We start from the raw sequence: 21,030 nt of genomic DNA, 5'->3' as shown, positions 1-21,030 counted from the left end.
TCATTTCCCTCCTTCCCTTGTCGTTTCCATCTGTTGTCCAGCAAAAGAGACATATGACTCAAAAGACTGTTTTAATGCGCTGTAAGCACTTCGGGCATCTTGGAGTGCCTGTTTTCGGGCAGCCAGCTCAATTTTGAAAGCCTGGTTTTTGATGTCCAGTTCGCCCACTGCCACCGCACGGTTTTTCACTTGATGTGCCAGTCGTTCAATCTGCTCCATATCTTCCTCAATTAGTTGTTGGTGGAGCCGATCCAACAGGGAAAACATATCGGGAATAAAACCTTCCACCGCTTTTGCCATCAATTGATCAGCTTCTACGGGCAAGTAGTTGTTAGGCTCAGTATATCTTTTTTGCTGCAGTGGTTTCAAGCCTTTCACATCTGGCGAATCTAATATTCTATTGATCGTTTGGTATAATCGTTCCATCTCCACTGGCTTGGGCACATATTCATCCATCCCCGATGCCAGAAATCGCTCCCGATCCCCATGAATGGCATGAGCTGTCAGGGCAACGATGGGTGTGCGCGAAGATCTTTCACTTTCCAGTTCCCGTATGGCTGCCGTTGCCTGTATCCCATCCATCCCTGGCATCTGGATATCCATGAGGATGAGGTCTGGCTGAAGTGACTCCCATGCGCTCACCGCTTCTTTTCCATCATTGGCGCAGTGAATTCGATAACCCTTTAATTTGAGCAAACTTCGGATAACTGTCTGATTAACGAGATCATCCTCCACCACCAGAATAGTCCACTTTTGACCGATGTCACCGGCAGCCATGGAAGAAATCTCATTTTCCGGCATGGGATCTTCCTGCTGCATTGCATGCTCAAAGGGAAGGGCGACTATAAACGTAGTGCCTTCACCTTCGACACTGGCAGCATGAATGGTTCCATCCATCATTTCCACCAACTGGCGGCTGATGGCTAACCCGAGTCCTGTTCCCCCGAACCGACGGGTAATGGAACTGTCCAGTTGGGTAAAACTTCGAAAAAGCCGGGGTAGTTCGTCTTCAGGAATACCAATGCCGGTGTCACTGACTTTAATCTTTGTCCAGACTAATCCGCCTTCCTCCCCTTCATGATCCATGGTTACCATGACATGCCCTGTTTCCGTAAATTTTACTGCATTTCCAATAAGATTGTTCATCACCTGCTGCAAGAGCTTCGTATCTCCCCGCAGCCTATTTGGCATATGCGGGTCATACACTGCCAGCAGATCAATCCCTTTTTTTGCTGCCTGGGCCTGGTGTACCAATAGGCATTGCATGAACCATTCCTGCACATCAAAATCCACCCGGTCAACTTCTGTTTTCCCTGACTCAATTTTCGAGAAATCCAGCACATTATTGATGACATTCAGAAGATTATTTCCGCAAATTCTGATGATGTCGAGATTATCATGTTGCTCTTTGGTCAAATTTGTCATTGCAGTCAGTTCAATCATACCAATCATTCCATTGAGTGGAGTTCGTATCTCGTGACTCATGTTGGCTAAAAACTCACTCTTTGCCTTATTGGCAGCATCTGCCGCACGTCGTGCATTTTCCAGTTGCTCCATGTAATACTGGCTCTTTTTAAGGTTGCGATCTGCCTGTTCTCTTGCACGACGCAACTCATCTTCCATGGCTTTCTTCGTGGTTACATCTTCTTTGATGGCCAGGTAATAGTCAATTTTTCCATCTGGAGAAGTGATCGGCGCCACGATGGCCTTCTCCCAATAGTAGTTACCATCCTTTTTTCGATTGTAAAACTCTCCCTGCCACACACTGCCCCTGGTGATGGTTTCCCACATGTGTTCATAGGTTTTCTCAGGCGTGCTGCCAGATTTCAATAGTCTGGGGTCTTTCCCTATCACCTCTTCCAGCCCATATCCAGTTAATTCCATAAATTCGCGGTTCACATAAACAATTCGGTTATCCACATCTGTTATGACAACTGAAAAAGGACTTTGTTCAAGGGCCATGCGATACAAATGGAGCTGCTCTTCATGTATACGGAATGGGGTAATGTCACGAAAAACTACCACCACCCCCTGAGGGGGCTGGCCAAATGCTTGTATGGGGGAAAATTTTGCAGCCAGGTAGTAATTCTGGTTTCTTCCCTTCAGTTTAGCATTTCTGGGAAGCTTTATTTTTCTCGCCTCATTCAGCGCTTTTTCCCAGAAGCCGTTCAGCGGAACACCAGCCTTATCATCGTACAAATATAAGATTTTGTCCAGCGGTTGATTGACTGCCTCATGCCATTCAATGCCAATCAACTCCAGAGCAGCTATGTTAATGTTTATGATCACACCCTGTGTATCAGTGGCAATGATACCATCGCCAACACTGTCCCAGATCAGAGCCATTAAGTTAGCTTCCATGGGCATCATTATCAGCCTCCAAACTTCGATTAGCGGGACAAGTGCCGCAGAATTTCTGAGGGAATACGTTCCAGTGGCAACTGACGAACCACTGCGCCGATATTGTAAGCTACCATTGGCATGCCATAGACAACACTGCTATCTTTATCCTGTCCCAATGTGTAGGCTCCTGCTTTTCTCATGGTCAGCAACCCCCTGGCACCATCACTTCCCATTCCCGTCAACAGGACACCCATCGCTTTTGCACCTACTGTTAGGGCTGCTGATTCAAACAGTACATCCACCGAGGGACAGTGACCGCTGACTTTGTCACCGCGGAAACACCTGACCACACACCGTTGCTGATCTTTCACTATTTTAATGTGCTGATCCCCTGGGGCAATCAAGACACTCCCCGGTTTAACTTCATCGCCAGTCTTCGCTTCTGAAACCGACAGTGCACACTGTTGATCCAACCGCTCAGCATACATTCGGGTGAACACTGGAGGCATGTGCTGTACAATCACAATTCCCGGTATATTCATCGGCAGTCCTTTTAGCACCTTCAGCAAAGCATCTGTACCACCTGTTGAAGCTCCCATGGCAATCACCCGAATATCTTTCACCGCTTTAACAGACGGTGTCATTTCTTCTGGAACTGCTGTGGGTGCATGTAAATACATCTTAACTGACGCAGCTATTTTTACCTTTTCAACCACTTCTTCCAAGAAAGTTTCCAGATCAGCCGGTGATGAAATGGCAGGTTTTGCCACAAAATCCACTGCACCTTTTTCCATGGCATCGAACACACGCTCTGCTGAAGAACTGATGACCACCACAGGCAGGGGAAGTTGTGCCATCAGCTTGGTGAGGAAAGTGAGGCCGTCCATTTTAGGCATATTGATATCCAGGGTCAGTACATCCGGCTCAAGGTCCTCGATTTTTTCGACTGCTTCATAAGGGTCCCCTGCCAGGCCCACCACCTGTAACCGCCGATCCCCCGCCAGGCCTTTCCGAAGAATTTCCCTGGATACAAGGCTGTCGTCAATGATGAGTACACGTATTGGTTTAAGGGTTCCCATTGGCTTATTCCTTTCTGTAAACAGCCGGCTGTAGATAGCGGAAGCCTTCATTGTCTCGTCCCAGACTCTCAGAGTGTCCAATAAAAAGATAGCCTCCGGGTGCCAGGTGTTGACGAAATCGCTGTACCAACTGCTTTTTGGTGGGCGCATCAAAGTAAATCATCACGTTTCGACAAAAGATGGCATGAAAGGGTTTGCGAAAAGGAAAATGCTGGTTCATCAGGTTAAAGCTTCTCAACACCAACTCATTTCGCAACCCCAGCTTCACCTGATATCGACCGTCTCCAAGTGACTGAAAGTAAGTATTTCTCCATTTTTCTGGCAGCGACGCCATTTCTTCAGCAGGGTAAATTCCTTCCCTGGCTGCCGACAGGGCCTGCGCAGAAATATCTGTAGCTAAGATCTGGGTATTCCAACGTTGTTTTTCATGGCCAAAATAGTCTTGCATTAACATGGCCAATGTATAGGGTTCTTGCCCCCGTGAACACCCGGCACTCCAAATTCTGGCATCGTAAGGTGAGACAGCTTTCACCCATGGCAGTACCTTTTCCTGGAAAAACATAAAATGAGCGGCTTCACGCATAAAATAAGTGTGATTGGTGGTGATTTTATTGAGAAGTTCAAACACCCCATCTCCCGTCTCATCTGCCAAAAGATACTTGAAATAAGCCGTGAAGCTGTCAAAACCCCTGGATACCAACGTGCTCCCCAATCTACCCATAATGAGCGCCCTTTTTTCCGGACCAAGCTTAATCCCGTACTGACTGCGAATGTATTGCGATATTTGTTGAAACTCTTGATCAGATATTTTCAGCATTCCATTCACCTTCTATCGCCAACCGATTCAATGCTGAATCGACAATGAATCAGCACGTTAGTATTTTCCAAACTCCTGATCATCCAATGATATTTTAACTTTCTTCTTTCCTGCTGTCGACCGTCTTTCAGATGATTCGAAAACCGTCTCTTGTCCATTTCTGTTAACAGACTCCATCATACGAAGAACTTCTGGACTCATTTCATCAAACCCACTCCGATTGCCTCGATGGCCGGCATGTTTCAACTTAAACCGACTCACTGCGTCCTTCAGAAGCTGTGCCTGGCTGGATAGCTCTTCACTGGCTGCCGCGGCTTCTTCCGATGTGGCAGAGTTGGTCTGAGTCACCTGAGACACCTGCATAATAGCTTCGTTCACCTGTTCGATCCCGGAGGCTTGTTCATTGGATGCAGTAGCAATCTGCTGTACCAGCTGGGTGGCATCAGCCACTCCTTTTACTATATTTTCAAGTGCTTTGGCAGTTTCATTGGCGATGTTGGTGCCAGTACTCACCTTCTGAATAGACCCTTCAATCATTTCTGTGGTTTCCTTGGCTGCATTGGCACTTCTCGCTGCCAGATTTCTGACTTCTTCTGCCACCACCGCAAAACCTTTGCCGTGCTGACCGGCCCGGGCGGCTTCCACTGCTGCATTCAGGGCCAGAATATTAGTTTGGAAGGCAATCTCGTCAATGACCTTAATAATCTTGGAGATCTTATTGGATGATTCGTTAATTTCATCCATGGATACCAGCATTTCCTTCATCCGGTTGTTACCAGCCTCTGCGTCCTTCTGTGCCTGGCCGGCCATGTTGCTGGCCTCTGTGGCATTGACAGCATTTTGATTGGTTTGAGAAGCCAGTTCTTCCATGGAGGCAGTTATTTCTTCAACAGAACTGGCCTGTTCAGTGGCTCCCTGAGACAACTGCTGGCTGGAGTCGGCCACCTGACTTGATCCGGCTGACACTTGATCTGCAGCTGAGTTGATATCCTGCATGGCATCATTCACATTTTCTGCCATTCGACTGAAAGCATTTGCTAAAGTTCCAATTTCATCCAGGGTGTTGATATCAATGTCCACATTCAGATCTCCATCTGCCATTTTTTCCGAGGCAACCACCATGAGATTAATGGGTTTCTTGATGGAATTGCTGATAAAGACTCCCAAACCAATGGAGATGAGAATGGCGATGACCAGGATGATGATGGTCTGCACCGTGGCTGCATTGGCAGTGGCAGTATTGCCGGCTGCTGTACTGGCGGCAGCTTCTACTTTGATGTCCATCATGCGATACAGATCATTCTCAAGGGTGCTTCTGATGGCAGCTGCTTCCGTTCCCTGCATCAGTGCATATGCTTCCCGATCCTGTCCGGCACGCGCCATGCGAATCACTTCAGTCATTATTCTATCATAATCACCTTTCAGCGTTCGCACTTCCTGAAGCAGGCGACGTCCTTCTTCTGAGAAGAGGGTGGTTTCATAGCTGTCCAGGTTTGTTGTGAACTCCTGGTTCCGCACCTGTACAAGTCGTTCATACTCCGAAATGTCTGCAGCGCTGTCCGACAAAATAATATCCTTTACGTTACTCCTCATCCGCTGATAAGAATCCAGAATGACTGCCATTTCCCCCAGGGGCACCGTCATGGTTTCATAGAGTTGTGTATCCAGATCGTCTATGGTGCGGATATTCACAATTCCTAAAAATCCAATCAAACCTGCAATCAGTGCTACAATGATAAAACCACTGATCATTTTTGTGCCCAGTTTCATGTTATAGTACCATTTCATTGACAAAACCTCCTCAATATGTGTGATGTGTTTATTTCTCTCCTGTTAAAGCGTTTTTTTGCAAACTTCTTTTTATACCGTGCATCCGCTACTGTCCCACCTGCTCCACCATTTCCAGTTCATCGTCGTTCAACAGCTTGTCGCAGTCCAAAATCAGCTTGACTTCTTCTCCCACCCGGCCAATGCTTTTGATGTACCTGTTCTGGAACCCGGTGCGGTAATCTGGCGGCGGCACGATCATGGCATCTTCAATGTTGAGCACTTCTGCCACCTGGTCCACAATGAGGCCCACAGAGGTGTTGTCGATGTCAATGACGATGATGCAGGTACGGTCATTGTACTCCGCAGCATCTTTCTTAAACTTCAGGCGAACATCGATAAGGGGGATGATTTTGCCCCGCAGATTGATGATGCCTTTGACGAAGTCAGGCACCTCCGGCACTTCAGAGATGGGCTGCATCCCGATGATCTCTGTCACATACCGGATTTCAATGCCAAAGACTTCTTTTCCCAAGTTAAAGGTGAGGTATTTACCTTTCTGCGTATCTTCTTCCATTTCCATTAAATAGTCTTGCTCTGCGGTCATAAGGATCCCCCCTGTATGGTTCGGTGTATAATACCTGTCACGTCTATGATCAAACTGATGCTGCCGTCTCCCAGAATGGTGCAACCGCCAATTCCGCTGACTTTCACTGGGTATCTCACAAGATAACCGGGCAACGGCTTTACCACCACCTGCTGTTCACCCAGCAGTTCGTCGGCAAAGAGACATACGGCCTTGCCGTCGTTTTCCACCATGATCATAATGCCTTCCATCAGATCATCCGTCTTAGGTGCAACCCCAAAATGGCGGTGGAGCCGAACAATGGGATAACAACTTCCCCGAATCATGATCATTTCATTGTTGTCAGTGTCTTTAATTAAATCCTTTTCACTGGCTTTAAAAGACTCTCGGATTGCCACCGTAGGAATAGTGTACAGAGAGCTGCCGGTGTTTACCTGCATGCCATCCACGATAGCCAGTGTTAACGGGATTTTGATGTTGATGGTGGTACCGATGGCCAGGGTGCTGTCAATCGAGATGCTGCCACCCACTTTTTCAATATTGCTTTTCACCACGTCCATGCCTACGCCTCTGCCGGAAAACTCGGTGACGGTGTCTTTGGTGGAGAAACCGGGCAGTAGGATCAGGTTGTAGGCTTCTTCGTCGCTGATGTCTTCGTCAGACTTTGTAATGAGCCCTCTTGACCGTGCTTTGTCGATAAGCGCTTTTCGATCAAGGCCTTTGCCGTCATCCATGATGCGGATAAGGACATCGCCGCCTGTATTGGACGCTTCCAGGGTTATTCTTCCCTTGGCAGACTTTCCTTTTGATTGCCGATCCTGTGGTTCTTCGATACCATGGTCCATGGCGTTACGTATCAGGTGCATCAGGGGATCACCCAGGTGGTCAATGATATTCTTGTCCACCTCAGTCTCTTCTCCCAGGATTCTCAGGTCCACTTCTTTGTTGATTTTTCGAGCCATGTCCCGGACAATGCGCTGCATTTTATGGAAGGTGGGTCCGATGGGCAGCATGCGAATGGACATCACCACATCCTGCAAATCATCAGTGAGTTTTCGCAGTTGTCGGGCAGATTTACTAAAATTGTCCAGCTGCAAACCTGCCAGGTCAGGGTTGCGAATGACCATGGACTCGGTGATGACAATTTCTCCCACCAGATCCATCAACCTGTCCAGTTTATTGATGTTCACAGTAATCATGTTTTGCTTCAAGCTTTTTACTGTGTCTTGTATCGCTTCCATTTCAGTTTTTTCCTGATCAGAGGCAAATGATCTGTCACTAAAACCAGCATCCGCTTCCTCCAACGGCTTACTTCGTCGTTCCAGTTCTTCAACCGCTTCAGTAAAACCTTTTTCATCCAACTCATCCAGCAGGATACTTTTGACAAAAAGAGCTTCCTCCAGTTGATTCTCCACTTGTTCCTTCGTCAACTGAGTGCTGAACACCATCAAAAACCCTTCTTGGGCAATAAACTGGCTGCATTCCTGACTTTCGAACAAGTCTTCAGGGTAGTGATGCATCTGATCACATTGTTCCTTCATGCTGTGAACCACCGTAAACGCCCGTACATTTTCCATTTCGCAGCCTTCGTCAAACTGAATAAAACTGCGAAACCAATTGATTTGTTCCAAGCTCTTAACTTCCTGGCGCACATAAAACTTCTGATCCTTGGGATTCTGCTGGCTATGCAGAACTGTTGCTGTTTCGGCACCTGCTTCATTGCCAGCAATTTGTTGAAGATAAGTGGCGATCCGATCTACCAAATCCCCTTCTGGTGTATCTGCCTCTTCACCACTTTCAATGCGCAGGGTTTCATTGCGGATAAAATCCAGTGCAGAAAAGACCAGGTCACATACCGTTGAATAATCCAATGAAACCAGTTTGTTTTCTCGAATATGAAAAAACAGATCTTCAATGTGATGGGCTAAATTAGCTATGTTCGAAAACATCATCATTGCGGAAGAACCTTTTATCGTATGCATGATCCGGAAAGTTTCATTGATGTCATCTTCGGACATTTGGGATGCTTTTTCGCTGCGAAGCAGTATTTCTTCCAATTGCTCCAACAACTGACAGCTTTCGAACAAGTACATCTCCAGCATAGGTTCCAGCGTCCTGCTTGCCATACCCACACCTCCTCCCTTACAGTTTTTTCACTGCATTAATGAGCACCTCTGCAATAATTGGCTTGACAACAAAACCGCAAGCACCTTGTATCACTGCTTCTTTCACGATACTTTCCTGGCCCATGGCTGTCACCATCAGCACCTTGGCACTCGGAGACGATTTTTTGATACTTTTTAGTGCTTCAACTCCGTCCATCACAGGCATGGTGACATCCATAGTCACCAGGTCAGGAAGTAACTGCTCGTACTGTGCCACCGCTTTTTCGCCATTTTCTGCCTCCCCAACCACTTCATATCCATTTTTTTCAAAAATCATTTTGAGGGATTGTCGCATAAACAGAGAATCATCCACAATTAGCACTTTTTTCATTGCTTACCTCCCTTTCCATCTCGATCTGAAAAGAATTAGCTGCTGTTCTTTATCGCAGGCTTACAGTTCCAACCAACCTGCTGCATCATTTCTTTTGTATGACAGTGATACACTCAATGTTTCAAATGGACATCAAGGTTTACTTAACTCCATCAGTATCCACTCTGGTTCGTTAGCATTAACTAACTTTATTCTAGTCTGATTTCATTCCTGTGTCAAGTTCTTTCATCATTTTATTTTTCTGATTTTTCGCCGTTTATTTCAGCTGGCGTCACATTTTAGAACTGACATCTGCTCCTTTGAAGTCAGTCCACTTGGTGCATTGTCTATCATTATCCTTTCATGCAAAAAGGACCTGATGAGCGTTGTCGCCCCATCAGATCCCTTTGCTGCTCATGGTTTATTTTATTAGCGCTTCTTATTTGATAAAGCAATCAAACTCCCGAAGCGTTTTTTCCCCGTGACCCTCAAGATAGTCTTCAGAAATATCCAATGTCTTCAGCTCTACCCCTGCCTCCGACATCATGGCCAGTAATACTTCCATGAAAATGCCCCGATTCCCCAAGGTATCACAGGAAGGACTTTCGCCGATTCCCACCAGACCCTTGATTAAATACCCCTGACGTTGATACTCCTTTGCCTGTTCCACCACCGGCTGGGCCAGACAACAGCACAGCGTGCGATAAGCGGGTTTATCATACTCATTTTTGGTGCGGGGTGGTCTGTCTTCCCCCGAGAAAGCAAACTCGGGGCAGGGAAGCTGTATAATACCCAAATTCTCTGCCAGCATCGCGTGAACCAGTTCGTTGAATCCGCCCTGGGCCCGTTCCCAGTCGCGGATCACCGCATTCTGATTCAGTACGCAATGCGCCACCAGCAGCAATTGCTTTTTGCGCTTAATCATGATCCACTGCCCGGGTGGTAAAAAGATCCCGGGGAACATACTTCAACATAAGTGCCACCAGCACACAGCTGGCCACCTTATCAACCAGGTTTCCCGTTACCCGGGGAATGAAAGCCGCCGTGAAAATGCGCTGCCCACTGGCCAATAACCAGGCCACCATAATATCAGTGCCTCCACCAGTAAGGCCGCCAAACATCAGAACTGAGATGGGAGTACCAATAAGGGGCGCTATAACGGCCAGCACCAGACCCGTGATCACTGCTGTTTTCAAGTCAAAGCGAAACCGCCGGACCACCAGCCCAACAATCACACCAATGACAATGTTCACCAGCGCAAAGGGGATGGTGCGGGGGTTTGTGATGGCTCCCTGAATGACATTGGTGAGACCTCCGGTCATGGCACCTGCCAGAGGACCCAGTACTGCTGCCACCAAAATGGTTCCCATGGTGTCCAAAAAGAGCAGAGGAATTTGAAGCGTTGATACAATGGTTCCCAATACAATGTTGACAACGATTCCCATGGAGGCCAGAACCATCGCACGGGTGGAGCGAAAAGGTGATGAAGACATGAATCAAAACTCCCTTCAATGAGTTGCCATCGGTGATGATGGTATGATACCGACTTCATTATGGCATGTTCATCTCAGGGAGTAAAATTGAATCTTTGGATGCGTTTTTGTGATTCGATTGAAAATTTCTATCGTCATCTTTCCGAATCGCCTAACACTTCAGTCACTAATGACCACAAGTGCCCTCATGAGCATGTTCATGACAGACAGAACCATTGGAACTCAATTGGCCCTGCAGGTACATGGACACCACTTCCCGGGCTTCACCCACAGCGCCCGTCACCACTTCGATACCGTTTTCACGGAATAGATCCACCGCACCGCCGCCCATACCACCGGAAACTATGACATTGACACCCTGTTCATGGAGAAACTGGGGCAAGAACCCTGGCCGATGACCAGGATTGGCTACCCGTTCTTCACGAAGCACCTTGCCTGCGTCTGTTTCAAAAATGTGAAAAGCTTCGCAATGGCCAAAGTGGCCAGATACTTGAGTGCCATCGCTGGCAACTGCTATTTTCATTCCGTTCACTCCTTCATTTTGATCTGCTCTCTCCAGATGATTTCCCAGTTCTTCCAACCACTCACCCGACACTTTTTCAATGGCACCCTGGTCACATGCCGCTGCCACAGCAGGATCAATGGGGAGACTGGCCAGCAGCTTTAGTCCGTGGCGGCGGGCCAGCATATCCAAATGGCTTTCCCCAAAAGGATAATGCCGCGTGTCACATGAGGGGCACTGGAACCAAGCCATGTTTTCCACCAGTCCCAGAACGGGAATCTGCATCATTTCCGCCATGCGCACGGCCTTTTCAACAATCATGGAAACCAGTTCCTGAGGTGATGTGACAATGACAATGCCATCCACCGGCAGCGACTGAAACACTGTTAGTGGAACATCTCCTGTGCCCGGCGGCATGTCCACAAAAAGGTAGTCCACCTCGCCCCAGATCACATCTGTCCAAAACTGTTTCACGGTGCCTGCTATTAGCGGGCCGCGCCACACAACAGGGTCTGTGTCATTGGGAAGTAACAGGTTAATGGACATCAGTTTGATGCCGGTCTCACTGGCGATGGGAAAAATGCCGGTTTCACTGCCCATAGCCTTTCCCGTAATTCCAAAAGCCTTGGGAATGGAGGGTCCGGTGACATCGGCATCAAGAATTGCCGTTCGGTAACCCCGCCGGTTCATACTCACCGCCAGCAGTGATGTTACCAGTGATTTTCCAACGCCTCCCTTTCCGCTCACCACCCCAATCACTTTTTGAATCTGACTGCCGGCATGAGGCTGTTCTTTCATATCATAAGGGGTTTTTCTTTCATCACAGGCTTCGTTGCAGCTGCCACAGCTTTGGTCACATGCTTCGTTCATTTCCTGTCGCCTCCAGTTGATTAAGATGCCTTACCAGCTTTTCATAAATCAACGCCACCGCTTCACCGGCAGCACAACTGACTTCCACAATACTCTTGCCATCATTGATGGCAGTCACCACCTCAGGATCATAGGGGATACGTCCCAGCACCGGAATGCACTGCAAAGCGCACCATTCTTCAATGATGTTGGTGTTTTCAGGGCTGATGTTCCACTGATTTATGCACACTGACAGGTGGGTGTTCAGTCCCCGGGCGGTTTCAACCACCCGCCTTAGATCACTGATGCCGGAAAGGGAAGGCTCTGCTACCACCAGCACCAGATCCACACCAGTGATGGAGGCAATCACCGGACAACCGATCCCGGGTGAGCCATCAATCACCGCCAATGCCTCCGAAGACTGATGAAAAGATTCTTTTTCTGCTGACTCTTTCATCCGTTTTTTCACTGCTGTCACCAGCATTCCAGAGTTGCCGCTGCCCATTTTTAATCTGGCCGTGGCGAAAACAGGTTGCTGATGATAGGTCATTAAGTTCCCCGCCTTTGCAGGTGTCATGGTGACAGCATGGGTGGGGCACACATGGACGCAGACGCCACAGCCTTCACATGCAAAACTGTTAACCCGATAGACCGGAGTGACTTCAATGGCTTCAAATCGGCAATGACTGGCACATGAGCCACAAGCAACACACCGGGTGGTATCAATCACTGCCTTGTCAAGCCCCCAAAAATCTTCTGCGGTTGGGGGATCGTTTCGATGCATCAGTATATGCAGATTGGGCGCATCCACATCGCAATCAGCACAGGCTGCAGCCGCCGACAGCTGAATCAATGCAGTGGCCACTGTAGTTTTACCTGTGCCGCCTTTTCCGCTGAGGATCAGCAATTGCTTCATTGCAGCACCTCCTGTTTCAACCGGCAGAGTAATACTTCAAACCACTTCCGATAATGGGAATCCATCTGAGCAACCACTTTTCCATTGGCATGCATCTCACCCAAATGCTGATCGTGGGAAAGCCTCCCTAAAATGGGAAGGGCGTTGGTGTTGGCATAGTCTTCCGATGGATTTACCCCCCCAGTGGTTTTATTCAAAACCAGTCCATGAGGTTTATGAAACAGTTTCACCAGTTGATGCACCATTTCCAGGTTGTCCCGGCCAAACCGGGTGGGTTCGGCCACCAACAGGCAGTAGTCCGCTTCCTGAATGCTTTCCATGACACTGCAGGCACTCCCCGGCGGGCAGTCAATCACTGTCAGGGTCGTTTTCGGCAGTTCCTTCAACAGACTGCGAATAACAGGAGTACCGGCAGCTTCTCCTGGGTTCAGGAAACCGGTGAAGACCTCCAGCTCTTTTTGAACACCTGAAACCCCTTTTTCCATTCTGCCAATGATCCGGTCGGTTTCCATGATGGCCTTTTGGGGACACACAAGGGCGCATCCGCCACAAGCATGGCACACTTCGTCAAAAACAATCACTTTATTGGTGTATGCCAGAGCATGAAAACGACAAAAATCCACACACGCCCGACAACCATCACATTCTTCATGCAAAACACGGGGAACTTTCACTTTCACAGGCATTTCCCTGATGGCATCCGGTTTTAGGAATAAATGGCCGTTGGGCTCCTCCACATCACAGTCCACATAGAGTGCCGGAGAAGCCACCACAGCCAAATTCACTGCCATCAGTGTTTTTCCTGCACCGCCCTTACCGCTGAGAACTGCCAGTTTCATATTACCGGCCTCCGTGTCGGTGAAGTCCGGGATGAATTTCTTCCAATAATGATAGTTCTCCGCCTGCCAGTGCATCCAGATTATGTTGGACTGAGCCTGGCTGGCACTGATAAAGCTCGATTCCTGCAGCCTGAAGTACCTCTGCTGCATTTTTTCCGCACCGGGGAACAATGGCAGCTTTCACTCTCTGGTCCACCAGAAACTGGGCCGCCTTAATCCCAGCACCGCCCTGACTGGCGGCCGCTTCATTGTCCAACAACTCAGACTGCTTTGTAGTATTGTCAAATATAAGGTAATAGGGTGCCCGGCCAAAAGACAGGCTCACTGCTTTTTCCAGATTGCTCCCGTCTGCCGGGACAGCAATTTTCATATGTGATTCCTCCCATGTTCATTCTGATGGCGACCCCTGTTGAGACACCTGGCCAAACCGGTGCCGTCTGCACCGGCCGCAACCCATCTGCTGATCAACCTCATCACACAGTTTGTAGTCACCGCCTTCTATTTTCAGCAAATGACCTTCCACCAATGAAGCCGCCAGTTTTTTACGGGCATCATTATAAATTCGCTGCACCGTCGTTCTGGCCACTTCCATGCGATCAGCACACACCTCCTGGGTGAGTCCTTCCAAATCAATCAACCGAATGGTTTCATATTCCTCCACAGTCATACTGAGAATCTTTCGTCCCGGTCGCTGGTCCTGCTGGGGTCCGAATAAATCACTTTCCGGCAGCTGGCAGACCCGGCGCCATTTTCGGGGTCTTGGCATGTCTCTTCACCTCTTATTCATCGTTTGTTCCATTGTCCAATTGCATTTCAACGATGTCAAGGCGTTTTTTCAGCCACTCACGCTGTTCTTTCAAAGCATCCCTGGTCCATTGTGACTGCGCTGCCTGTTCTTCCGATGTCTCCCCAGTTCCCCAAAAAGGACCATAACCGCCATAGCCTCTGCCGCATCCGAATTTGGCACCTACTGGAACGCCGGGGCCAAAAACCGGTCCTCTCCGCATTCCCATGCCGCCACGCCTAACCCCACGACCCATTCCCAACGAACGTGAAGTCATGCAGAATCCGGTCACCCATCCTGTCATGGGACCCTGACCCCTCGGGCCTGTTCCGTCTCTTCCTGGCATCTATTACCCTCCTCACATTGATTCAGTGTTCCCTTTCTATTACATACGCCGTTATTGACATATGTTCTTTACAGCTTCAGTTTACACCTATATTGAACATATGTCAATAACCATTTGAAGAAAGCACCGGTTTTGCAGTGAACCGTTAAAGAAGGAAATGCGATGGCAGGAAATCAAAGCAACAGCCCTCGCAAACACTTTATCTTGAGATTGGGTGGATCATTCAATCCCACACATCAAAAAAACCGCCGGGTATCAGCGGTTTTCAAATGGTATGATTTTGAACAAGATGAATCAACACTATAAGTGCGGTAATGCTCATATGGTCGTCAGCTTCTACAGGGATATATCACTGCCGCCGGCAAGATAGTGAATACGGTCACCCATGATTTCTTTCAGCAGTTGATAGGCTTCTTCACCGGTACAGTGTCCTGTGTAAAGCACTGTCTCTGTCTTCATCAGAAATGCCGCCAGTTCCCGGATCCGCTCCGGTGATTCACTGGTTCCAGTTGCACGGTTGTGCAAATGAAAACCGCCAATGGCAACGTCTGGATAACGGCCCCATTTGCTCTTGAAATGATTAAAAATCCTGTCAATCCCCTGATGTGCACAGCCGGCTATCAAGAATAATTTTTCTGATGATTTATCCTGAGAATCCGCTTCTCCCGAAACTTCACAAATGACCAGGTTCTGCTCATGGGCAAAAACATCCGCCACCAACTCGTTGCCTTGTTCCATCCATAAAGAGTCATTGCCGGAAGGTCGAAATCCCTCACCGGAGACTCCGGCAAAAAGAGAGAACCCTTCCCGAATGATCTGTTCCTCACCTGTAAAAATCAACCTTTCATGATGCTGCAGATGTTCATCCAGTCCTATATATTTTGTGTTGCCTTCCCCATCTTTTGCAAAATGATGGTTAAAGGCATACCGATTCACGTAGACCCGGGCCTGATCATTGATTCTTAGAAAGGCTGCCAGCCCGCCGCCGTGATCATGATGACCATGTGAAATGACTGCCGCATCCACAGATCCCAAGTCTATTCCCAGCTTTTTGGCATTCTCGGCATAAAGTCCTGTGGCACCCATGTCAAAAAGAAGGTGAAAGCCATCACTTTCAATATAAAAACTTAACCCGTGTTCTGCGCCAAGGTCATCGGTTAAAGCGCTATTTTCTAGCAGTGTCACGCAACGCATCCGATCATCTCCTGTCTGTTGTCGCCGCCGCTCAACCTGCGCCGGTTTAATGAAACTTTCTTTCATCCTCCACGTCTGATTGAACAGAAGCTTGTGAAGGAGGGCCTTGATGAAAAAGCATCTCGAAAAACCCAGAAAGCCAGCACGCCACCCCCAGTGGCATATCAAACGCCAGCTGGGAAAAAGAAAGTTTGTCGGCCAATCCACACTCTTCATGGGTCTTGCCTGTTTCGCCGGTCCCTTTGCGGGCAGCCTGTTTTTTTACCAGCCGATTCGGGATTATGCTTTGGCAGACTACTTGACATTATACCTCATCGCATTTGCCGGAGGCTGTACCATCGGCCTGATACGAGGGCTCATCCTGTGGAAACGAAATGAAGCAGATTACTGATCATTTCTTAAGGTCAACCTCCTCTACATCACCTCACATAACCCTTCATACCCGATGCATGCTTGCTTCAACCGAATAATCTGTGTATTCTTTCTCATGGCAATGCTTTTTCATTTCCTTGATGAGGATTTAGCTGATTAAAACACCTTTCACTCTTACATATCGCTTTTATGATAACAGATTGTCTGCGTAAATCAAATAAAATGGGATATGAAACCTAATGTAACGGCCACCGTCTTCATAACAAAGGATAAAAAAATGGCGAGGCCAACACACACCCTGCTGAAGAGGAGTGAAAACAATGCTGTATGATTTAAATCCCTTTCGACACAAACAGCTGCTGTCTACCCGTCTGACAACCATGCTCATTTTAATAATGCTTGCCCTGCCTTTCTCAGCATCTGCCCAGCCCAACGTCGCCATTGAAATTGATGGCGTACCGCTGGCCCTGGATGTGGCCCCTGTGATTGAAGCCGGCAGGGTACTGGTACCCGTGGCTCCCCTGATGCGTGCCCTGGGGGCTGAAGTTCAGTGGCAGCCAGAAAACCGCCAGGTGATCATTGAACACCACTCAGACAGGGTGGTGCTCACCATCGACAGTGCACAGGCCGCTTTCAATGATGCCCTGATCCAACTCCAGGTTCCGGCCAGAATTCTGGAAGGACGCACGCTGGTACCCCTTCGCTTTGTCTCTGAAACCTTACAAGCTGATGTGCAATGGGATGAGGTGAATCGTATGGTCCGTGTGACAACTCAGGAAATCCCTTTTCAACCCCGCAACATCCCCTTCACAGTGGTCAATGAAAGCCAGTTGGCAGAAATCCCCGGTCTGTCTGCCTGGGTGGATAGCCACCGGATGACCATGGGGATTCACGTTGACCGGGATATCGACAGCAACACCGTATTTCTGATGGCTGCAGGCGGCGAGCGCAGCACAGGCGGCTATCGCATGGAGGTTTTGAGCCTGCGGGAGGAAGCCTCTGGCGAAGCTGTTCTGGAAGCCGAACTGGAAATGCCCGCCCCGGAAGACATGGTCACCCAGGCCTTCACCTATCCGGCTCAGTTGATTCGGTTTGATGCCGATGGTATCACCGATATCACTGGCACCATCCGGGAACTGCGCCGCGGCACCCGGGAAGTCACCCTGTATTTTATGCGGGTCACTGACACCGCTTTTCTCACAGAAGGCGAACCCCGCCTGTTTCAGACAAAAGACCTGACACCCGATGACCTGTTGGCTGTTTTACTGGCAGGTCCTGAATCAGCTGACCTTACCCGCGTGATTCCACGGGATGCAAGAGTGCTGAACGTATCAGTCAATGACGGCCTGGCCAATGTCAGTTTTTCCCAGGAAATCACCCGGGCAAATGTGGGTGCTGAGGCCGAGGGAGTGCTGGTGAACTCCATCGTCTGGACCCTGGTGCAATTGCCGGAGATTGATGCCGTTCAGATCCTGGTGGAAGGCGAAATCGTCGAAACTCTCGCCGGCCACATCACCGTCAACGAACCCCTCTCCCGCCCATAGATTCATCTTGATTCCTGCGGAGCTTTTCGAAGCTCCGTTTTTTCATACCCGTTGGACACCTGCGAGAGTGAAAAGTTCACAGTGAGTTCATCTCCAGTTCATTCATGGTTCATTTAACCATTCTAAAATCAATGTAACAGTTAATCATCCACGACGCCATGACTACACCTGCAATTGCAGTTATCGCCATGAAAGTCGTGAAAGGTCATCAGCCAGATTGTTCAAGGGAGGATTTGCCATGTTTTATCCATTTGGCTTTTGGGGATTTGACCCCACCATCATCATTTTAATCCCCACCATTCTCTTGACCCTGTATGCCCAGGGAAAAGTGAAATCAAGTTTTTCAAAGTACCTTCGGGTCAATACCCGTAAAGGCTATACCGGTGCCCAGGTGGCCCGCATTCTTCTGGATGACCACCAGCTGCAGGATGTACCTATTGAAGTGTCCCAGGGACAACTAAGTGATCACTATGATCCCACCCAGCGGGTGCTGCGTCTTTCAGGAGAAGTTTATCAGGGAAATTCCATTGCGGCTGTCAGTGTGGCCGCCCATGAAGTGGGCCATGCCATTCAGCATGATGAAGGATATGTGCCGCTGAACCTTCGCAATCTGGTGTTCCCCATTGCCCGATTCGGTTCTTCTGCCGCCTGGTTCTTTATCATCATCGGCTTGATCCTGCCTGCTTTTGCCGGTTTGATGGATGTGGGGATTCTCCTTTTTGCGGCTGCCGTATTGTTTCAGATTATCACCCTGCCGGTGGAGTTCAATGCCAGTAACCGGGCACTTCGCCTGTTGGATACCAATGGATTCATCACCACAGAAGAAACCATCGGCGCCAAAAAAGTACTGAATGCTGCTGCCCTTACCTATGTGGCCGCCATGGCGGCAGGCATTGCTCAGCTGTTGCGCCTGCTGTTGATTCGAAACCGACGCTGACGGCTTGATCTGTCAACACTGCTCACCCTCCTTGACATAGCCAGGCCGACAGCCGGTACCCCCCGGTTTGACGGCCTGGCACCTTCATGTTATATGTATAGTAGCACGAATTCATCCCAATGGAGTGATGCCCATGTTTACCATACTCGTTGCCGAAGATGATAAAAATCTTCAAAAGCTCATGGCTGCCGTTTTAAAGCAGAACGGCTACGAGGTGCTTTGTGCCCGGGATGGCCGGGAAGCACTGGATTTGTTGGATACACACCACGTCGATTTGATCATCAGCGATATCATGATGCCGGAAATGAACGGCTACGAACTTACCAGTTCCTTGCGCCGGGCTGACTATCAGCTGCCTATTCTCATGGTGACTGCTAAAGACACGCTGGATGATAAAAAGAAAGGCTTTTCATCAGGTACCGACGATTACATGGTGAAGCCCATTGATATGGACGAAATGATGTTGCGGGTCGCCGCCCTTTTGAGAAGGTCCCGCATTATGAATGAACACCGCCTCACCATCGGTGCTGTGACCCTGGAATATGACACACTAACCGTGACCCGGGAAAATGAATCCGAAACCCTGCCCAAGAAGGAATTCTATCTGCTGTTCAAGCTTCTCAGTTATCCCCGCCAGATTTTTACCCGCCAGCAACTGATGGATGAGATCTGGGGACTTGATGCAGAAAGTGATGAACGCACTGTGGATGTGCACATCAAGCGTCTTCGGGAGCGTTTTTCCCACTTCCCTGAGTTTGAGCTGGTGACAGTGCGCGGACTTGGGTATAAGGCGGAGAAACACATATGAGATCTCTCACCCTGCGAAAAATAACTGTAAAGTTGGTACTGTTTTTTACAGCCCTCATCATGGTTTCTTCTTTAGTTTCATTCATTGCTTCCATGATTTTTGCCTACAATGTGGAGAATGAAATACGCCTGAACCAACAGGCCATTGCCCGCACCATACTGGAACTGGAGGCGCGCACTGACCTAAGCCTGGAAGATATTCTCCAAATAGCCTCCACCTTCATGTATGACGCCGAGCCTCTCCATGACGCTGATTCACTGGCACAACTGCCAAAACCGCCGGATCAGCTGCCCCCCGGAGAATCGATTTTTCTGGGTGAACGTCCTTTTCATGGCACCACCACTTTGCTAAAGATTGGTGACACGGTGGTGCAGATTCGCCTGCGTCCCCAGAATACCACTTACGGAATTGCTGCCTCCCGCAGCTGGCGCTCTGCCCTGATTTACGTGGCCATTGGCGCTGTGTTGGCCAGTGTGCTGGCCCGCCGGATCGTCAGGCCCATTATTCAGCTGAATGCTGCCACCAAAGAAATCGCCCGGGGTCACTTTGATATTCAGCTTGCAACTGAAAGTCATGATGAGCTGGGTCAGCTGACACAGAACTTTAACCGGATGGCCCGAGAGCTGAAACACATGGAGTACCTGCATAAAGATTTCATTGCCAGCGTCTCCCATGAGTTCAAAACGCCCATTGCCTCCATTCTGGGATTTGCCCGCCTTCTTCAAAAGGGAAATCTTTCTGCTTCGGAACGGGAAGAATATACCCGCATTATTGTGGAAGAAAGTGCCCGTCTCTCCCACCTTTCCAGCAACATTATCCGACTGTCCAAGCTGGAAAATCAGGAAATTGTCAGCCGGAAAGATCTTTTTTACCTGGATGAACAGATCCGCAAGTGTATTCTGCTGCTGGAGCCGGAATGGGATAAAAAATCCATCGAGTGGGACATTCAGCTGGACCGTGCCCGTTATCCCGGTGACGAAGAACTGCTGCAACAGGTATGGATCAATCTCATTGGCAACGCCATCAAGTTCTCCCATCAAGACAGTTTGATCAGTATTGCCCTGGAACACATGGCCGATGGCATTCGTGTGACACTGAAAGACGAGGGAACCGGCATGGATCAACAGACAGTTGCCCGTATCTTCGAGAAATTCTATCAGGGAGACGCCGCCCATTCTTCTGAGGGCAGCGGCCTGGGCTTGCCTCTGGTGAAGCGAATTTTAGATCTTCACGATGGGACCATTCAAGTCACCAGTAAACCTGGCGAAGGCACCTCTTTCACCGTCGAACTTCCCATCACCACTGAAAACCATTAAAACCACCAGAAAACCATTAAAACCACCAGACAAAAAAGCCCTTTCCTCATGTGATCATGAGCG

General features: G+C 48.8%; 21 protein-coding genes. 5 read left to right on the top strand and 16 right to left on the bottom strand.

Annotated elements, in window-relative coordinates:
- The 16 genes from AAIG11_RS00555 to AAIG11_RS00480 all read right to left on the bottom strand — a co-directional run bounded on the left by AAIG11_RS00555 (position 1) and on the right by AAIG11_RS00480 (position 15,990).
- The gene (locus AAIG11_RS00555) at positions 1–2,370 is read right to left on the bottom strand and encodes a PAS domain S-box protein (RefSeq protein WP_343184332.1); all 2,370 of its coding nucleotides are present in this window, start codon (positions 2,368–2,370) and stop codon (positions 1–3) included.
- Positions 2,371–2,390: 20 nt separating this feature from the next.
- The gene (locus AAIG11_RS00550) at positions 2,391–3,422 is read right to left on the bottom strand and encodes a protein-glutamate methylesterase/protein-glutamine glutaminase (protein WP_343184331.1); all 1,032 of its coding nucleotides are present in this window, start codon (positions 3,420–3,422) and stop codon (positions 2,391–2,393) included.
- A 4-nt stretch (positions 3,423–3,426) separates the two neighbouring features.
- Positions 3,427–4,239, bottom strand: a complete 813-nt coding sequence (locus AAIG11_RS00545; protein WP_343184330.1) for a CheR family methyltransferase — start codon at positions 4,237–4,239, stop codon at positions 3,427–3,429.
- A gap of 57 nt (positions 4,240–4,296) precedes the next feature.
- Positions 4,297–6,027 (bottom strand): methyl-accepting chemotaxis protein, encoded by a 1,731-nt coding sequence (locus AAIG11_RS00540; protein ID WP_343184329.1) that lies wholly within the window; start codon positions 6,025–6,027, stop codon positions 4,297–4,299.
- 88 nt (positions 6,028–6,115) lie between these two features.
- Positions 6,116–6,613 (bottom strand): chemotaxis protein CheW, encoded by a 498-nt coding sequence (locus AAIG11_RS00535; RefSeq protein ID WP_343184328.1) that lies wholly within the window; start codon positions 6,611–6,613, stop codon positions 6,116–6,118.
- Entirely contained in the window at positions 6,610–8,718 is a 2,109-nt protein-coding gene (locus AAIG11_RS00530; RefSeq protein ID WP_343184327.1) for a chemotaxis protein CheW, read from the bottom strand. Before AAIG11_RS00530 ends, AAIG11_RS00535 begins: the two co-directional genes overlap by 4 nt.
- A gap of 16 nt (positions 8,719–8,734) precedes the next feature.
- On the bottom strand, positions 8,735–9,088 hold the full coding sequence (locus AAIG11_RS00525) for a response regulator (protein ID WP_343184326.1): 354 nt from the start codon (positions 9,086–9,088) through the stop codon (positions 8,735–8,737).
- A 418-nt stretch (positions 9,089–9,506) separates the two neighbouring features.
- Positions 9,507–9,992 (bottom strand): CD3072 family TudS-related putative desulfidase, encoded by a 486-nt coding sequence (locus AAIG11_RS00520; RefSeq protein WP_343184325.1) that lies wholly within the window; start codon positions 9,990–9,992, stop codon positions 9,507–9,509.
- Positions 9,985–10,560, bottom strand: a complete 576-nt coding sequence (locus AAIG11_RS00515; protein WP_343184324.1) for a CD3073 family putative ECF transporter S component — start codon at positions 10,558–10,560, stop codon at positions 9,985–9,987. The genes AAIG11_RS00520 and AAIG11_RS00515 overlap by 8 nt, the downstream gene beginning before the upstream one ends.
- A gap of 166 nt (positions 10,561–10,726) precedes the next feature.
- Positions 10,727–11,932 carry an iron-sulfur cluster carrier protein MrpORP gene (locus AAIG11_RS00510; RefSeq protein WP_343184323.1) on the bottom strand — a complete coding sequence of 402 codons (1,206 nt, stop codon included), beginning with the start codon at positions 11,930–11,932 and terminating at the stop codon, positions 10,727–10,729.
- Positions 11,916–12,827, bottom strand: a complete 912-nt coding sequence (locus AAIG11_RS00505; RefSeq protein WP_343184322.1) for a nucleotide-binding protein — start codon at positions 12,825–12,827, stop codon at positions 11,916–11,918. Before AAIG11_RS00505 ends, AAIG11_RS00510 begins: the two co-directional genes overlap by 17 nt.
- Complete coding sequence (locus AAIG11_RS00500; protein WP_343184321.1) at positions 12,824–13,666, bottom strand: nucleotide-binding protein; 843 nt, start codon at positions 13,664–13,666, stop codon at positions 12,824–12,826. The genes AAIG11_RS00505 and AAIG11_RS00500 overlap by 4 nt, the downstream gene beginning before the upstream one ends.
- A gap of 1 nt (position 13,667) precedes the next feature.
- A complete protein-coding gene (locus AAIG11_RS00495; RefSeq protein WP_343184320.1) occupies positions 13,668–14,036 on the bottom strand; it encodes a NifB/NifX family molybdenum-iron cluster-binding protein in 369 nt (122 codons plus the stop codon).
- An 18-nt stretch (positions 14,037–14,054) separates the two neighbouring features.
- Positions 14,055–14,432: a DUF134 domain-containing protein gene (locus tag AAIG11_RS00490; protein ID WP_343184319.1), complete on the bottom strand. Its 378-nt coding sequence runs from the start codon at positions 14,430–14,432 to the stop codon at positions 14,055–14,057.
- Positions 14,433–14,445: 13 nt separating this feature from the next.
- A complete protein-coding gene (locus tag AAIG11_RS00485; RefSeq protein ID WP_343184318.1) occupies positions 14,446–14,796 on the bottom strand; it encodes a DUF5320 domain-containing protein in 351 nt (116 codons plus the stop codon).
- A gap of 336 nt (positions 14,797–15,132) precedes the next feature.
- The gene (locus AAIG11_RS00480; RefSeq protein WP_343184317.1) at positions 15,133–15,990 is read right to left on the bottom strand and encodes an MBL fold metallo-hydrolase; all 858 of its coding nucleotides are present in this window, start codon (positions 15,988–15,990) and stop codon (positions 15,133–15,135) included.
- 109 nt (positions 15,991–16,099) lie between these two features.
- Here AAIG11_RS00480 and AAIG11_RS00475 point away from each other — a divergent pair, with 109 nt between their 5' ends.
- The 5 genes from AAIG11_RS00475 (at position 16,100) to AAIG11_RS00455 (ending at position 20,967) form a co-directional block, all read left to right on the top strand.
- A complete protein-coding gene (locus AAIG11_RS00475) occupies positions 16,100–16,381 on the top strand; it encodes a hypothetical protein (protein ID WP_343184316.1) in 282 nt (93 codons plus the stop codon).
- A 301-nt stretch (positions 16,382–16,682) separates the two neighbouring features.
- Positions 16,683–17,906, top strand: coding sequence for a stalk domain-containing protein (locus AAIG11_RS00470; RefSeq protein ID WP_343184592.1), 1,224 nt, complete (start codon positions 16,683–16,685; stop codon positions 17,904–17,906).
- Positions 17,907–18,144: 238 nt separating this feature from the next.
- Positions 18,145–18,843, top strand: a complete 699-nt coding sequence (locus tag AAIG11_RS00465) for a zinc metallopeptidase (RefSeq protein WP_343184315.1) — start codon at positions 18,145–18,147, stop codon at positions 18,841–18,843.
- A gap of 133 nt (positions 18,844–18,976) precedes the next feature.
- Positions 18,977–19,651, top strand: a complete 675-nt coding sequence (locus AAIG11_RS00460) for a response regulator transcription factor (protein WP_343184314.1) — start codon at positions 18,977–18,979, stop codon at positions 19,649–19,651.
- Positions 19,648–20,967 carry a HAMP domain-containing sensor histidine kinase gene (locus tag AAIG11_RS00455; RefSeq protein ID WP_343184313.1) on the top strand — a complete coding sequence of 440 codons (1,320 nt, stop codon included), beginning with the start codon at positions 19,648–19,650 and terminating at the stop codon, positions 20,965–20,967. The genes AAIG11_RS00460 and AAIG11_RS00455 overlap by 4 nt, the downstream gene beginning before the upstream one ends.
- Positions 20,968–21,030 lie beyond the last annotated feature (63 nt).

The sequence above is a fragment of the Anoxynatronum sibiricum genome, from assembly GCF_039414295.1.
Taxonomy (GTDB): Bacteria; Bacillota; Clostridia; order Peptostreptococcales; family Tindalliaceae; genus Anoxynatronum; species Anoxynatronum sibiricum.
Note: the sequence above shows the minus strand (reverse complement) of the source record. Positions and strands in the feature narration are given on the sequence as shown.